The sequence below is a fragment of the Edwardsiella sp. A.80236 genome, from assembly GCF_044540725.1.
Classification (GTDB): Bacteria; Pseudomonadota; Gammaproteobacteria; order Enterobacterales; family Enterobacteriaceae; genus Edwardsiella; species Edwardsiella tarda.
In genome coordinates, this window is the sequence record NZ_JBIUCY010000008.1 from 103187 (window position 1) to 117639 (window position 14453).

A 14453-nucleotide genomic window follows, 5' to 3' on the forward strand; every position below is an offset into this window, starting at 1 on the left:
TATCGATGAGCTGGCGGCGACATCCGTGAAAGAAATCATCCATAACTGACTGATAGCGATAGTGAAAACATGAAATCTCTTTTTGCCAGCACCGCGCGCGGTCTCGAAGAACTACTGAAAAATGAATTGGAAGGGCTCGGTGCGCATGACTGCCAGATCGTCCAAGGTGGCGTGCATTTCAGAGGAGATGGGCGTTTGCTCTATCAAAGTCTGATGTGGAGTCGTTTGGCCTCGCGCATCATGCTGCCGCTGGGCGAGTTCAACGTTTACAGCGATCTGGACCTCTACCTGGGGGTGCAGGCGATCGATTGGACGACGCTATTCGGCGTCGATAAGACCTTTGCGGTGTATTTTAGCGGTACCAACGAGGAGATCCGTAACAGTCAATACGGCGCCTTGAAGGTGAAGGACGCCATCGTCGATCGTTTCACCCGTAGTATCGACGCGCGCCCCAGCGTGGCCAAACAAGATCCCGATATTCGCATCAACGTTAACTTACAACGCGAGCGCGCTGTGGTGTCGCTGGATCTCAGCGGTGAGGGTCTACATCAGCGTGGTTACCGCGACTTGACGGGTCAGGCACCGCTTAAGGAGACGCTGGCGGCCGCCGTGGTACTGCGTTCCGGTTGGCAGCCGGGCACACCGCTGGTCGATCCGATGTGTGGCTCCGGTACCCTCTTGATCGAGGCGGCGATGATGGCCTCCGATCATGCACCGGGCCTGCAACGTACCCGTTGGGGCTTTACTGCCTGGCTCGGCCACGACGCCGAATTATGGCAGGCGGTATGTGTCGAGGCGCAGCGTCGCGCGCGTCTTGGCCTAGAGCAGACCACTTCGCGCTTCTTCGGTTACGATCTCGATCGTCGCGTATTGGAGATGGCCCGCGCCAACGCCCGTCGCGCCGGCGTTGCGTCCCTGATCACCTTCAATGCGGGCGATGTGGCACAGCTGCATAACCCGTTACCCGAGGGGCCGCAGGGCACGGTCGTGAGCAACCCGCCCTATGGTGAGCGCCTAGAGAGCGAACCGGCGCTGATCGCCTTGCATAATACCCTGGGGCGCATCATGAAGCGCGAGTTCGCGGGATGGCAACTGTCGCTATTCAGTGCCTCGCCGGAGCTGTTGAGTTGCTTGCAGCTGCGCGCCGAACGCCAGTTCAAGGCCAAGAACGGCCCGCTGGAGTGTGTGCAGAAGAACTACCGTCTTAGCGCGACGCCGCAAGGCGAGGGCGGCGAGGTGGCTCAGGATTACGCCAACCGTCTGCGCAAGAATCTGAAAAAATTTGATAAGTGGGCGCGCCAGCAGGGGCTGGAGTGCTACCGCGTCTATGACGCCGATCTGCCGGAGTATAATGTGGCGGTCGATCGTTATGCCGACAAGGTGGTGATCCAGGAGTATGCACCGCCGAAGAGCGTGGATGCGCAGAAGGCGCGTCAGCGTCTGTTCGATGTGGTCAATGTGACGCAGTCGGTCATGGGGATCAGCGGAAACAACCTGATCCTGAAGACCCGTGAACGGCAGAAGGGTAAGAGCCAGTATGAGAAGCTGGCGCAGAAGGGCGAATTCATGGAGGTGCGCGAGTATGGCGCTCATTTCTGGGTTAACCTGACCGACTACCTGGACAGTGGGCTGTTTATCGACCACCGTATCGCCCGCCGTATGCTGGGTGAGATGAGCCGTGGCAAGGATTTCCTCAACCTGTTTGCCTACACCGGTAGTGCCAGCGTTTACGCGGGCCTGGGCGGCGCCCGCTCGACCACCACCGTAGATATGTCGCGGACCTATCTGGAGTGGGCGGAACGGAATTTGCGCCTCAATGGTTTGACTGGCCGCCAGCATCGTCTGGTACAGGCGGATTGCCTGGCCTACCTGCGTCACTGCGAGGATAAGTTCGATCTGATCTTCATCGATCCGCCGACCTTCTCCAACTCGAAGCGTATGGAGGGAACCTTCGACGTGCAGCGCGATCATTTGGACTTGATGGCGGATCTGGCGCGTATCCTGCGTCCGGGCGGCGCCATCATGTTCTCTAACAACAAACGTGGCTTTAAGATGGATCAAGCGGGAATGGCGCGACTGGGGTTACAGGCGCAGGAGATCACCGAGCGCACCCTGTCTGCCGATTTTGTCCGTAACCGCCAGATCCACAATTGCTGGCTGATTACCCATGCCGGCGAGGAAAAATAAGCGATGTCTTTGATCAGTCTTTCTGGCGCCTGGCTCTCCTTTAGCGACGCGCCGCTGCTGGATAATGCCGAGTTGCATATCGAGCCGAATGAACGCGTCTGCTTGGTCGGGCGTAACGGGGCGGGGAAGTCGACCCTGCTGAAGATCCTCGGGCGTGAACTGGCGCTGGATGATGGGCGGGTGGTGTATGCCCAGGATCTGGTGGTTTCCCGCCTGCAACAAGATCCGCCGCGCGATGTCGCCGGCTCGGTCTTCGACTTCGTCGCGGACGGCGTGGCCGAACAGGCTCAGCAGCTACGCGATTACCACGAGTTGCTGCGTAAGGTCGAGCGTGATCCTAGCGAACAACACCTGCGTCAACTGGCCGACTTGCAGGAGCGCCTGGAGCACCAGGGGATCTGGCGCATGGATACCCGTATCCGGGATGTATTGACCAAGTTGGGGTTAGAGGCCGACGCCGCGCTGTCGTCGCTCTCTGGTGGGTGGCTGCGTAAGGCGGCGTTGGCGCGTGCCCTGGTGTGCGAGCCGGATGTATTGTTGCTGGATGAGCCGACGAACCATCTGGATATCGATACCATCACCTGGCTGGAGGGGTTCCTCAAGGAGTTCTGCGGCAGCATTATCTTCATCTCCCATGACCGTGCCTTTATCCGCGCCATGGCGACGCGTATTGTCGATCTCGACCGGGGTAAATTGGTCTCCTGGCCGGGAGACTACGATGCCTACCTGGTTGGTAAGGAGGAGGCGCTACGGGTCGAGGAGTTACAGAATGCCGAGTTCGATCGGCGTTTGGCGCAGGAGGAGGCGTGGATCCGTCAAGGGATCAAGGCGCGTCGTACCCGTAACGAGGGGCGTGTTCGCGCCCTGAAATCGATGCGTCAGGAGCATGCCCAACGCCGCGCGCAGCAGGGGAACGCCCGGATGCAGGCCGAAGAGGCGCTGCGCTCCGGTAAGATCGTCTTTGAACTGGAAGATGTCAGCTATCGTTGCGGCGAGCGGACTCTGGTGCGAGACTTCTCGGCCCAGGTGCAGCGCGGCGACAAGATCGCGCTGGTGGGGGCCAACGGCTGCGGTAAGACCACGCTGCTGAAGCTGATGCTCGGTCAGCTCGCTCCCGATAGCGGCCGGGTACGCTGCGGTACCAAGCTGGAGATCGCCTATTTCGACCAGCATCGCGCCGAACTGGACCCCGACAAGACGGTGATGGATAACTTGGCGGAAGGGAAACAGGAGGTGATGGTCAATGGGCGCTCTCGTCACGTGCTCGGTTATCTGCAAGACTTCCTCTTCCATCCCAAGCGGGCGATGACGCCGGTACGGGCGCTGTCCGGCGGCGAGCGTAACCGCCTATTGTTGGCGAGATTGTTCCTAAAACCGAGTAATTTGCTAGTGCTCGATGAACCGACCAACGATTTGGACATCGAAACCCTAGAACTGTTGGAGGAGTTGGTCGCCAATTATCCGGGAACAGTGCTACTGGTCAGCCATGATCGTCAGTTTGTCGATAATTGCGTGACCGACTGCTGGATCTTCGAGGGCGATGGGGTCATCGGCCATTACGCCGGCGGTTATGCCGATGCGCATCAACAGCAGTCCGCCTCACAGGCGTTGCGTCAGCCAGTCGTCGCGGTCAGCGCGCCGCCGGTGAAGGAAGAGACGAAGGTGGAGCGCCGACGCAGCAACACCAAGCTGAGCTACAATCAGTTGAGGGAGCTGGAGCAACTGCCGCAGCGTATTGAGACGCTGGAGGAGCAGGTGAGCGAACTGCAGCAGCGCGTTGCCGATCCGGCCTTCTTTACCTTGCCGCACGGTGAGACTCAACCGGTCTTGCAGGCGTTAGCCGATAGCGAGCAAGCGTTAGAAGAGGCCTATGCGCGCTGGGAATCCCTTGAAACGCAAAAAAACGCTAGCTGATTGAGGCTATAGTCGCAGGGATCATCATCAGCCTGATGGCCGCGCGGGGCGCGGCATGTCAGGCTTTTTTATAACTGGATAACGATATGTGCAATACACAGGATCCAGCCGACGCTCACATGCTCTGCCCACAGTGTGACATGTTGGTCACGCTGCCGCGTCTGGCATGGGGAATGAAGAGCGTCTGCCCACGCTGTGGAACCACGTTGGCGATGCGCTGGCGCCACCCGCATCTTCAGCCGACGTTGTATGCGTGCAGCGCCTTGTTTCTGCTGCTGGTGGCGAATCTATTTTCGTTCGTCACCATGTCGGTGGCTGGGCTGAGCAACGCCATCACGCTGATCCAGATCCCGAGTATGCTGATGGCGGAGAACTATATCAGCATCGCGACGCTGTTTATGATTTTCGTACAGCTGATCCCCGCTTTCTGCATGGTGGTGATCATCCTGCTCTCTCTACGAGTACCGTTACCTCATCCTCTACGGGTGGGGTTAGCGCGTATTCTGCTACAGTGCCGCACCTGGTGTATGGTCGAGATTTTTCTCGCCGGGGTATTGGTCAGTTTTGTTAAGTTGATGGCCTATGGTGACGTGGGGGTCGGTAGCAGTTTTTGGGCTTACTGCCTCTTTTGCCTGTTACAGGTACGTGCCTTTCAGATGGTCGATCGTCGTCTGCTCTGGGATGATATTGCGCCACAACCCCCCTGTGCCGTGCCCTACCATAGCGGAGAGAGTGGGCTACGCCAGGGAGTCCGTTCCTGCGCCTGCTGCACCGCAATTCTACCGATGACGCAACGCCAGTGTCCGCGATGCCTGACGACGGGTTATGCTCGGCGTCGCAACAGCCTGCAATGGACGTTAGCCCTGTTGGCGACGGCGTTGATGCTGTATATCCCCGCCAACTTATTGCCCATTATGGTCACTCAAGCGTTAGGCAGTAAGCTGACATCAACCATCATGGCCGGGGTGATCCTGTTATGGGGCGAGGGATCTTACCCGGTGGCGATGGTGATCTTCATCGCCAGTATCATGGTGCCATCGTTGAAGATCTTGGCGATCGCCTGGCTGTGTTGGTCGACCCGCCATGGCGTACGTCGGGACAGTGAGCGTATGCATACTATCTATGAGATTGTCGAGTTTGTCGGTCGCTGGTCGATGATCGACGTGTTCGTCATCGCCGTGCTCTCCTCATTGGTGAGTATGGGGCGTCTGATGAGTATTTACCCCGATGTCGGGGCGATTTTGTTTGCCGCCGTGGTCATCATCACGATGATCTCGGCGATGGTGTTTGATCCCCGTTTGCTTTGGGATCGAGAGGGCAAATTGACTACTGGGGAGCAGGAATAAGCGATGGTAGATAAACACGCAACGGCGCAAATCGAGCGTATTAAACGCTGGTCGCCGGTTTGGATCATCCCAATACTGACGGCACTGATCGGTGCCTGGATCATTTTTTACCATTTTAGTCACCAGGGACCTGAGGTAACGCTGATCACGCAGAATGCCGAAGGGATCGTCGCGGGGAAGACGGCGATCAAGAGCCGTAGCGTGGATGTCGGTACGGTGGAGAGCGTCACCCTCAGCGATAACCTGGATCAGGTGATGGTGAAGGCGCGACTACAGAGTGGCATGGAGAAACTGCTGCGTAAGGACAGCACATTCTGGGTGGTGAAGCCGCAGATTGGCCGCGAGGGGATCTCGGGGCTGGGGACCTTGCTGTCCGGGGCCTACATCGAACTGCAGCCGGGATCGTCGGATAGCGAGCAGCGCGAGTTCAAGCTACTCGATCAGCCCCCGTTGGCGCCGCCGGATGCCAAAGGTATTCGCATCATGTTGGCCAGTGACAAGGCCGGGCAACTGAATCCGGGCGATCCGGTGCTATTCCGTGGGTTGCGTGTCGGTTCGGTAGAGACCAGTGGCTTCGATACCAAGGCGCGTAAGATCACCTATCAGCTGTTTATCGCCGCCCCTTATGACACCCTGGTGACCGAAAATGTGCGTTTCTGGGTGGACAGCGGCATCTCCTTCGACGTGTCGGCGCAGGGGATGCGCGTCCAGATGGGATCCTTGGCGACGCTGCTGAGCGGCGGCGTGAGCTTCGATGTGCCGCAAGGACTGACGCCGGGGAAAGAGGTGGCAAACATGAGCGACTACGTGTTGTATGACAACCAGAGTAGCATTCAGGATTCGCTCTATACCGAACACTTCGATATGTTGATGTTCTTCGCCGATTCGATCCGTGGTCTGCAGGTTGGGGCGCCGGTCGAGTTCCGTGGTATCCGCTTGGGAACCGTCGCCCAGGTGCCCTTCTTCGTCAAGGGGCTTAATCAACGCCTCGATGCCGATTATCGTATACCGGTGTTGGTGCATATTGAGCCGGAGCGTATCGATACTAATATGGGACCGGATTTCGATCTGCGTAAGCATCTGCTCGCGATTCGCCATGGCGGTCTGCGGGCGGCGTTGAAGTCGAGTAACCTGCTGACGGGGGCGCTCTATATCGATCTGGATTTTTATCCTAATACCAAGCCGTGGAAGGGGCCGGATGTGATCGATGGCATTCCGCTGATGCCAACCGTTAGTGGTGGGCTGGCACAGTTGCAGCAGAAGGTGACGGCGGTGTTGGATAAGTTCAACGCCTTGCCGCTGGAGCCGATGGTCAAGTCGGCAACCGCAACGCTGAAGACCAGCCAGGATACTATGCGTAAGACGCAGGAAACCCTGGATGCATTGAACGGGATCCTGTCCAGCAAGGCGATGCAGTCGCTGCCGGCGGATCTGCAGCAGTCGTTGATTGAGCTCAATCGTACCATCAAGGGGATTCAACCCGGTTCGCCGGCGTATAACCAGATGGTGGGTGATCTCCAACACTTAGATCAGGTGTTGCGCGAGCTGCAACCCGTGCTGCGCACCCTGAATGAGAAGAGCAACGCGCTGGTGTTTGAGGCACCGGCGGGGAACGATCCACATCCCAAGGGAGCGAAATGATGAAGAGAGGGATGATCCTGCTGGCGGCTCTGGTGCTGAGCGCCTGTAGTGGTGCCGGCTCGAAGCAGTACTATCAACTGCCGGTCGAGCCGGCGGTGAGTCGTGCGGTGACGCAAACGGCGGCGCAGTCGCACCAGTTGTGGGTGCAGCCAGTGAATGTGGCCGATTTACTGGGTGGGATGGGCGTTGTCTATCAGCAGAGCGATGTGCAGTTCGTCACCGCCAGCAACAACTTGTGGGCCAGTCCGTTGAGCCAGCAACTGACGCAATCGCTGGTCGCCGGGTTGGGGGCGGCGATGCCGGGTTGGTTGGTTTCGACCCAACCCTTAGGCATGAGTCAGGATAGCCTGACGGTGAATATCAACGCCTTCTATGGCCGTTACGATGGTAAGGTGGTGGTCGCCGGTGAATGGCTATTGACCCATCAGGGGGTACTGACTCAGCGGGCGTTCCACATCGTGTTGCCGCAACAGGGCGACGGCTATGATGCGCTGGTGCGTACGCTGGGACAAGCCTGGCAACAGGAGATCGCCGCGATGGCGGGGCAGATCGCCCGCGCCGGGTAAAGCGTTACAGCGTGTAAATCCTCTGCGTTAACTCGCTCGCCACCTTGACTCGGTGGCGAGCGTTTTTTTTATGTCCCTCAATCGATTAACTTACCGCGGCGAGGGGCTACGTGCGTGAACGCGCAGTCAAAGAGAAGAAAGTGTGATCGCTGGATAAATTTTCATCATTGACCCGACGGCTAAAAATAGCTATTGGTTAAGGGTGGCGGCGGTTGCCGCCCACTGTTTTCTTTCCACCAGTGTAATCATGAGGGAAAAAAGGCATGAAGAGACAGAAACGCGATCGTCTGGAAAGGGCACAGGCCCGAGGTTATCAAGCGGGCATTGCAGGACGCTCTAAGGAAATTTGTCCCTATCACTCTCTGGACGCTCGTTCCTACTGGCTGGGAGGCTGGCGGCAGGCCATGGAAGACAGGTCTCTCATTGCGGTAGCCTAGCGCGACCGCCACGATTCGATAAGCAGAACCTCCATTTCGTGGGGGTTCTTGCCATCTAAGCGCATAGCTCGACAATAAAAAAACGCAGCATAGCTGCGTTTTTAATCCATAGACCGCCTTGCGCGTTTAGAAAGCGCTGGTGTCTTTGAACAGGCCGACCTTGAGGTCGCTGGCGGTGTAGATCAATTTACCGTCGACGAGCACCTCGCCATCCGCCAGACCCATGATCAGCTTACGGTTGATGACGCGTTTGAAGTGAATGCGGTAGGTGACCTTCTTCGCCGTCGGTAATACCTGACCGGTGAACTTGACCTCGCCGACGCCCAGTGCGCGGCCTTTGCCTTCGCCACCCAGCCAACCGAGGTAAAAACCGACCAGCTGCCACATGGCATCCAGGCCGAGGCAGCCTGGCATCACCGGATCGCCGACGAAGTGACAGGCGAAGAACCACAGATCCGGATTGATATCCAGTTCCGCTTCAACATAACCCTTATTGTGGTTACCGCCATCTTCCGTCATCTTGATGACGCGATCCATCATCAGCATGTTGCCTGATGGCAGCGGAGGTCCGCCTGCGCCGAACAGCTCACCACGACCCGATGCTTCCAGATCCGCCTTTGTATAGGACTCGCGTTTATCTACCATAATTCTCGTCAGCCTTTATCCAATGAAGCGCCCATCTTAGCTAACAGGTGTACGCTGAACAAGTCCGATCAGCCACGACCGAACCAGTTTAACCAGCGCAGCGGCCAAGGCAGTTGACGCCGATCTAACAAGGGGTTGGCGGCAGCGATACGCGCCTGGATGGCGCCTAATAAGCTGGGGCCATTCTCGCTGAGGTAGGCGACGCCAGTCAGTAACGGCAGGGCATCTTCGGCGTTCTCGACCGCCCAGAGATGGAAGGTTCCTGCCTTGACGGCCTCGACGACCTCGTCGCTGAGACAGAGGTGGCGGACATTGGTCGTAGGGATGATCACCCCTTGCTTCCCGGTCAAGCCACGGCGTTGGCAGGCCTCGAAGAAGCCTTCGATTTTCTCGTTAACGCCCCCGATGGGTTGCACATGGCCGAATTGGTCGACGGAGCCTGTCACGGCGATCTGTTGGTCGATGGGGACCATGGCCAGGGCACTGATCAGCGCGCACAGTTCGGCCAACGAGGCGCTATCGCCATCGACCTCACCGTAGGATTGCTCGAAGACCAGCGAGGCGGAGAAGGGCAACTGCTGATCCAGCTCCAACTCGGCGATCAGGAAGGCCTGCATGATCATCATCCCCTTGGCATGCAGATTGCCTCCCAGTTCGGCTTTACGCTCCACATCGGTGAACTCGCCGTCACCCTGATAGACCACACAGCTGATGCGTGACGGTTCGCCGAAGAGCAGGGGATGGCCGGGATACTCCAAGACGGACAGGCCATTGATCTGGCCGATGGCGGCGCCTTCGGTCTCGATCAGTAGCTGCCCGATTTCGATCTCATCATGCATGCGCTCGGCCAGATAGCTCTCGCGCCAGCGGCGGGCCGTTTGCGCCTGACACAATGCCTCGGCGTTGATGTGTGGATCGGCATACAGCGCGGCTTCGCGCAGTAGGCGCCCTAGCATGACGGGATTGAGTGGCAATAGATTCTGATCGCCGCTATAGCGTACGGCGCTGCGTACCAGCAGTGGCCAGGCGTCTTGCTCGATGGAGGGGAGGTGTTGCTCGGCCGCCAGGGTCGTGACCAGGGCGCACCAGCGCCGCATGTCCTCCTCATCCATCAAGGGCATATCGACTTCGAACTCGCCATACAGCGCGCTGGCGCACAATTCGGGTTCCAACTCTTGGAAGTCGGCCAGCCCCTCGCGGTCACTGACCAGCAAGATCTTTAACTGCAACGGCATCTCGGGGATGGACTGCGGCAATGGGCGACTTTCGTCTGGCGCTAGCCACTGAAAACGCCCGCTGGTGACGAACTGTTTGAGGCGCATCCACAGTAGCGGTTGTGCCAGCAAGGTTCGCAGCGATAGGATCAGTACGCCCCCGTTGGCTTGATGCACCAGGCCGGGCTGTAGCTGGAGCCCGTTCTTACTCTGGCGCACGGTGCCAAATAGCTGCTCACCCTCACACCATTCGGCGCTGAGCACTTGCTGGCTGGCCGCCAGGTTATCGCTCGGCTGTGTGGCGGGCGCGACACGAATCTGGTCCAGTGTAATATCGTAGCGGCTACCATATAGCTCGCCTGGGGGCAGTAGTGCCTCGACGGCGCGTTGCAGACGCGTGAGGTGCTCACCATCGCAGTCAGCCTTGACCAGCATAAAGGGGCTGGGGGCATGGGCGTGGCAGAAGTGAGCCAGGCTATTCTCCAAACGGGGCTGATACTCGGCAAAGGTGATGGCCGACAGCGCGGCGGCACTGCTGAACACAGAGGTATAAGGAGTTGTATCGGGCAGTAGCGATTGCCACTCTAGTCGGAAGTTGCTCAACGTTGTCAAATCATCGTCAGTCAGAAAAAAACAATTATACAAGAATCCGCCTGGCTGCACAGGAAACTCGGTCTGCTGAGCGGGAGGATTGTGGGCTTTGTCGCCGACAGGTTAAATTTTGTGCTTTCTGCGGATTTTGATACGGCAAAAGTGAAAAAAATTGTTATCCTTAGTCATAAGTTACCGTGTCACGAGCAAACGATATGAAATATCAACAGCTTGAAAATCTAGAGTGCGGCTGGAAGTGGAAATACCTGGTGAAAAAGCAGCGGGAGGGGGAGTCGATTACCCGTTATCAGGAGTTGAGCCAGGCTCAGCAGGCGGTGGAGCAACTGTTGCGCTTGGAGCATGAGCCGGTAAAGGTACAGACGTGGATCCGCGAGCATATGGATCCGGCCTTGGCCAATCGGATGAAACAGACCATCCGTGCCCGTCGTAAGCGCCACTTTAATGCCGAAAACCAGTACACGCGTAAGAAATCCATCGATCTGGAGTTTTTGGTCTGGCAGCGTTTGGCGGCGTTGGCACAACGGCGGGGGTGTACGCTATCCGATACCATCGTACAGTTGATCGAGGATGCGGAGCGTAAGGAGCAGTACGCCAATCAGATGAGCGCGTTAAAACAGGATTTACAGGAGTTTTTACGCGGCGGACAAGAATGATGGACGGCACCACCTTACCTAACGCGAGTGGCAGGCTGAATAGCGGATACGCTCTTGTGAGAGCGTTACGTTATTACCATAAAGCATAGTATTATCTATAATTAATCGTTTTATTATCTATACGTAACGTATGTGACTACGGCACTGAAGACTTTATTCCGTGTGCATATTCCTAAAAAGAAAAAATAACGACACTCTCCATATAAAAAAGAATAAATAGACGATAGTAGCGGCGTTTGATTATTGTCTTCGCCCAGAGTGATCCCCACCGTGGAATTAAAGATCGAGCGGATGAGAGAGATTGGGGTAAGAAAGTCAGCGGGGGCGTGCTGGATAAATATCACACATCCGGCGGTGCCAATGGGGACGTTAGCGGTGATGGTTCGTTTAGCGCTGGATAGATAGGCGAGCGCGATAAAAAAACCCCGCAGAGCGGGGTTTTTATGCAAAGGTTATCGTGATTAAGCCTGCGGCTGAGTCACTTCGTCTTTGATGCCTTTCACTTCGATAACAACACGACGATCCGGGGCCAAGCAGTTGATCAGGGCCGCGCGCGGTTTCACGTTGTCACAGGTAGCGCCGGTAACCGGATCCGCTTTACCCATACCACGGGCAGTGATCTTGTCAGCCGGGATGCCTTTAGAAACCAGGTAATCAACCACGGTCTGAGCACGCTGCTTAGACAGTTTCAGGTTGTACTGGTCGGAACCGATGCGGTCGGTGTAACCCAGAACGACGACAGAGCCGTCTTTCGGATCCATGCTGCTCAGCTGAGTGTACAGCTGATCCAGCGCCTGACGGCCTTCGGCCTTCAGGGTGTATTTGTTGAAGTTGAACAGGACGTCAGACTTCAGGGTGAAACGCTTGGTTTCAACGATCGGAGCCGGAGCCGGAGCCGGGATCGGTGCCGGAGCAACGACATCATCCTGACCGAAACGGTAGACAACGCCCAGGCTCAGCATGGTGTTGTCCGGACGTGCAAACGTGTTGCTGCTAGAGCCGATCTTGTTGACATACTGATAATCCAGACGGGTCGCCCAGTCTTTGTTCAGTGCGTACTCAACGCCGATCGCGGCCAGCGGAGAAACGCCAGTGTCATGACCAGATTCGTAGTTGTTGGCATCAGATAGGTGAGCATCGGCGCGCCATACCATGCCGCCCAGACGGGTGTAGACGTCCAGGTTATCCATCAGCGGGTAGCTCAGTTTGGCAGCCAGCTGGATGCCCTGTGCCTTGAACTTACCGTTCACGTCACCGGTGTAGCCCATGCGGCCCAGCCAGTCGTAGCCCATTTCGAAGCCCAGGTACGGATTAGCCTGGTAACCGAAGAAAGCACCGGCGCCCAGCTGATTCGAATGAGACTTCGTGGAGTCCATATTCTCAAAGCTGTTACCGATGTAGTGGGACCAACCCAGTTTACCGCCTACGTACCAGGTATCGTCTTTCGGAGCTGCCTGAGCTACGGTCGCGAAACCTGCCAGTGCCACTGCTAATGCGATCGCTGTTTTTTTCATTTTGCGCCTCGTTATCATCCAAAATAGGCAATGAGCTATGTATAACACTAGCTCTTAGTTTAAAACCCTTTATCCGGCTGCCACTCAGTTTTATTACGCTGTTAGTCAGGTAATAATTATAGATATTCCACACAGCCGTCGTGATAACAAGTCTACAACGAGATTAAAAACTTACAAGTACGATGTGATTAGGCTCACCAAAAAAAATTTCTGGACGTGCATTTTAGCTAACAGGTGATGTTTTTTTGCTCATAGGAAGATGTGTGCGCTTCTTATGCCTTTCCCCGTTATACCCTGGTTTCACTATTACGGCAAAACGCATTTTCATCGTTGCCGCGTGTATTCTTGGAATTGTCCTAAAGTGCGTCAGTGGAATTGCTCAGCCCGTCGCGTTATTGCGCGATGGCCTAAGGGAGCGTGTGCACCCGCCCAGGGCTGCATCAGGAGGCCGATGCTATTGCCGACCTTTGCCGCCTGATTCAAACGCAATCGTTCACTCGCGGTGAGTGGCGGCAACCATCCGAGTACCACACTGTAGTTGCCGCTACGCAGCGCCTGTTCCATGGCGTGGATCGCTTCACCCGCCTCGGCGCGTTGTAGCTGCATCACTTTATTTACCGGTACGCCGCAGGCGGCGAGCCACTGCTTATTGGGCTTGTGTTGCGCGGTGATCCACAGTTGCCAACGCGATTGCTCTCCCAACTGACGCAGTAACGGCGGCAGCAGCAATGATAACAGCGGTTGTTGATCGCCATAGCCCAATTCACTGACAAAACCGCTTTGCGGTGCCATCGCTACGGGTGAATAGGCGGGACGGTTGAACAGCGTGCGGTCAGTGGCAGGAGGCAACGAGGAGGTACGCATAATCGTGTTCTCTATCTGTGTACTGTATGTCTATACAGTAATTCTAGCCTGGCCGAAGATCAACCTATTTTTTTGAATGAGCCTCGCATTTATCGGATGTAAAACCCTCTGTGCTCCGTTTGTGTCTTGGGAGTTCATGCGGGATTAGTTATGTTGCTAACGGTTTCCCGTGACGACCTGATTAAAGGTCATTAATTGTGATGATTATTAAGGAGCTACGCATGAATGGATTGCTCAATGACAAGCGTAGGGTTGCGGAGTCTCTGTTTGCGGCATTGGGACAGGTTTCGCAGCGATCTCAGTTCGGTGGGCTCGGGGTCTGGTGTGATGGGGTGATGTTCGCCTTAATTGCCGATGGCGAGCTATATCTGCGAGGCCGGGAGGCATTGGGGCGTGACTATGCGGCGCGCGGCATGCGCCCCTTCATCTACACCAAGCGTGGCTTTCCTGTCCGTCTCCACTATTATCGGGTGGATGCGGCGATGTGGCAGCATCCGCACAGCCTTGCCGATCTCCTTCAGCGTTCATTGCAACAGGCGCGTAGCGATCAGGCCGCGCGTCTGGCGGCGATGATGCGTCTGCATACACGCCCTAATATCTCCATCAATATGGAGCGGCGCTTGTACCGTATCGGTATCTATTCGCTGGAAGATCTCGCACGCGTGGGGGCGACACAGGCCTTTAGCCAACTGAAGGAGGCCAACCACCAAGTCGACGATCGTGTGCTGTTCGACTTGGCGGCGGCGGTGCAGGGCTGCCATAGCGCGGTTTTGCCACGGCCGTTAAACGAGGCGTTACGCCAGTGGCTGCAGGGTAATGCGCATCGCTGGCGTTATAAGAAGTAAGACTCATCAGACGGT

General features: G+C 56.7%; 12 protein-coding genes. 8 read left to right on the plus strand and 4 right to left on the minus strand.

Going from position 1 to position 14453, the window contains the following annotated elements; all coding sequences use genetic code 11:
• Positions 1-69: 69 nt before the first annotated feature.
• The 6 genes from rlmKL to rmf all read left to right on the plus strand — a co-directional run bounded on the left by rlmKL (position 70) and on the right by rmf (position 8091).
• Positions 70-2187 (plus strand): bifunctional 23S rRNA (guanine(2069)-N(7))-methyltransferase RlmK/23S rRNA (guanine(2445)-N(2))-methyltransferase RlmL, encoded by a 2118-nt coding sequence (gene rlmKL / locus ACEQFP_RS08945; protein WP_396464201.1) that lies wholly within the window; start codon positions 70-72, stop codon positions 2185-2187.
• Positions 2188-2190: 3 nt separating this feature from the next.
• Positions 2191-4101, plus strand: a complete 1911-nt coding sequence (locus ACEQFP_RS08950; protein ID WP_370545909.1) for an ABC transporter ATP-binding protein — start codon at positions 2191-2193, stop codon at positions 4099-4101.
• An 86-nt stretch (positions 4102-4187) separates the two neighbouring features.
• A complete protein-coding gene (gene pqiA / locus ACEQFP_RS08955) occupies positions 4188-5447 on the plus strand; it encodes a membrane integrity-associated transporter subunit PqiA (protein ID WP_205438405.1) in 1260 nt (419 codons plus the stop codon).
• A gap of 3 nt (positions 5448-5450) precedes the next feature.
• The gene (gene pqiB, locus ACEQFP_RS08960) at positions 5451-7088 is read left to right on the plus strand and encodes an intermembrane transport protein PqiB (protein WP_205438404.1); all 1638 of its coding nucleotides are present in this window, start codon (positions 5451-5453) and stop codon (positions 7086-7088) included.
• Positions 7088-7654: a membrane integrity-associated transporter subunit PqiC gene (gene pqiC / locus ACEQFP_RS08965; protein WP_370546675.1), complete on the plus strand. Its 567-nt coding sequence runs from the start codon at positions 7088-7090 to the stop codon at positions 7652-7654. Before pqiB ends, pqiC begins: the two co-directional genes overlap by 1 nt.
• 263 nt (positions 7655-7917) lie before the next feature.
• Positions 7918-8091: a ribosome modulation factor gene (gene rmf / locus ACEQFP_RS08970; RefSeq protein WP_005292881.1), complete on the plus strand. Its 174-nt coding sequence runs from the start codon at positions 7918-7920 to the stop codon at positions 8089-8091.
• Positions 8092-8217: 126 nt separating this feature from the next.
• Here the strand turns inward: rmf and fabA are convergent, their stop codons facing one another.
• Together fabA and ACEQFP_RS08980 are read right to left on the minus strand one after the other, a co-directional pair.
• A complete protein-coding gene (gene fabA, locus ACEQFP_RS08975) occupies positions 8218-8736 on the minus strand; it encodes a bifunctional 3-hydroxydecanoyl-ACP dehydratase/trans-2-decenoyl-ACP isomerase (RefSeq protein ID WP_005284391.1) in 519 nt (172 codons plus the stop codon).
• A 68-nt stretch (positions 8737-8804) separates the two neighbouring features.
• Positions 8805-10553 (minus strand): AAA family ATPase, encoded by a 1749-nt coding sequence (locus ACEQFP_RS08980; RefSeq protein WP_370545908.1) that lies wholly within the window; start codon positions 10551-10553, stop codon positions 8805-8807.
• Between the two features lie 203 nt (positions 10554-10756).
• Here ACEQFP_RS08980 and matP point away from each other — a divergent pair, with 203 nt between their 5' ends.
• A complete protein-coding gene (gene matP / locus ACEQFP_RS08985; RefSeq protein ID WP_370545906.1) occupies positions 10757-11215 on the plus strand; it encodes a macrodomain Ter protein MatP in 459 nt (152 codons plus the stop codon).
• A gap of 461 nt (positions 11216-11676) precedes the next feature.
• On the opposite strand, the gene ompA is transcribed toward matP, so the two are convergent.
• Positions 11677-12729, minus strand: a complete 1053-nt coding sequence (gene ompA / locus ACEQFP_RS08990) for a porin OmpA (RefSeq protein ID WP_370545905.1) — start codon at positions 12727-12729, stop codon at positions 11677-11679.
• Positions 12730-13095: 366 nt separating this feature from the next.
• Positions 13096-13593: an SOS-induced cell division inhibitor SulA gene (gene sulA / locus ACEQFP_RS08995; protein WP_370545904.1), complete on the minus strand. Its 498-nt coding sequence runs from the start codon at positions 13591-13593 to the stop codon at positions 13096-13098.
• A gap of 221 nt (positions 13594-13814) precedes the next feature.
• Here sulA and ACEQFP_RS09000 point away from each other — a divergent pair, with 221 nt between their 5' ends.
• The gene (locus tag ACEQFP_RS09000) at positions 13815-14438 is read left to right on the plus strand and encodes a TfoX/Sxy family protein (RefSeq protein WP_370548686.1); all 624 of its coding nucleotides are present in this window, start codon (positions 13815-13817) and stop codon (positions 14436-14438) included.
• Positions 14439-14453 lie beyond the last annotated feature (15 nt).

Bases quoted from the DNA above. Each gene is read 5' to 3' on its own strand.
- pqiC (WP_370546675.1), top strand. From the start codon at position 7,088: ATGAAGAGAGGGATGATCCTGCTGGCGGCTCTGGTGCTGAGCGCCTGT.
- pqiA (WP_205438405.1), top strand. From the start codon at position 4,188: ATGTGCAATACACAGGATCCAGCCGACGCTCACATGCTCTGCCCACAG.
- sulA (WP_370545904.1), bottom strand. From the start codon at position 13,593: ATGCGTACCTCCTCGTTGCCTCCTGCCACTGACCGCACGCTGTTCAAC.
- ACEQFP_RS08950 (WP_370545909.1), top strand. From the start codon at position 2,191: ATGTCTTTGATCAGTCTTTCTGGCGCCTGGCTCTCCTTTAGCGACGCG.
- matP (WP_370545906.1), top strand. From the start codon at position 10,757: ATGAAATATCAACAGCTTGAAAATCTAGAGTGCGGCTGGAAGTGGAAA.
- ompA (WP_370545905.1), bottom strand. From the start codon at position 12,729: ATGAAAAAAACAGCGATCGCATTAGCAGTGGCACTGGCAGGTTTCGCG.
- fabA (WP_005284391.1), bottom strand. From the start codon at position 8,736: ATGGTAGATAAACGCGAGTCCTATACAAAGGCGGATCTGGAAGCATCG.
- pqiB (WP_205438404.1), top strand. From the start codon at position 5,451: ATGGTAGATAAACACGCAACGGCGCAAATCGAGCGTATTAAACGCTGG.
- ACEQFP_RS09000 (WP_370548686.1), top strand. From the start codon at position 13,815: ATGAATGGATTGCTCAATGACAAGCGTAGGGTTGCGGAGTCTCTGTTT.
- rmf (WP_005292881.1), top strand. From the start codon at position 7,918: ATGAAGAGACAGAAACGCGATCGTCTGGAAAGGGCACAGGCCCGAGGT.
- rlmKL (WP_396464201.1), top strand. From the start codon at position 70: ATGAAATCTCTTTTTGCCAGCACCGCGCGCGGTCTCGAAGAACTACTG.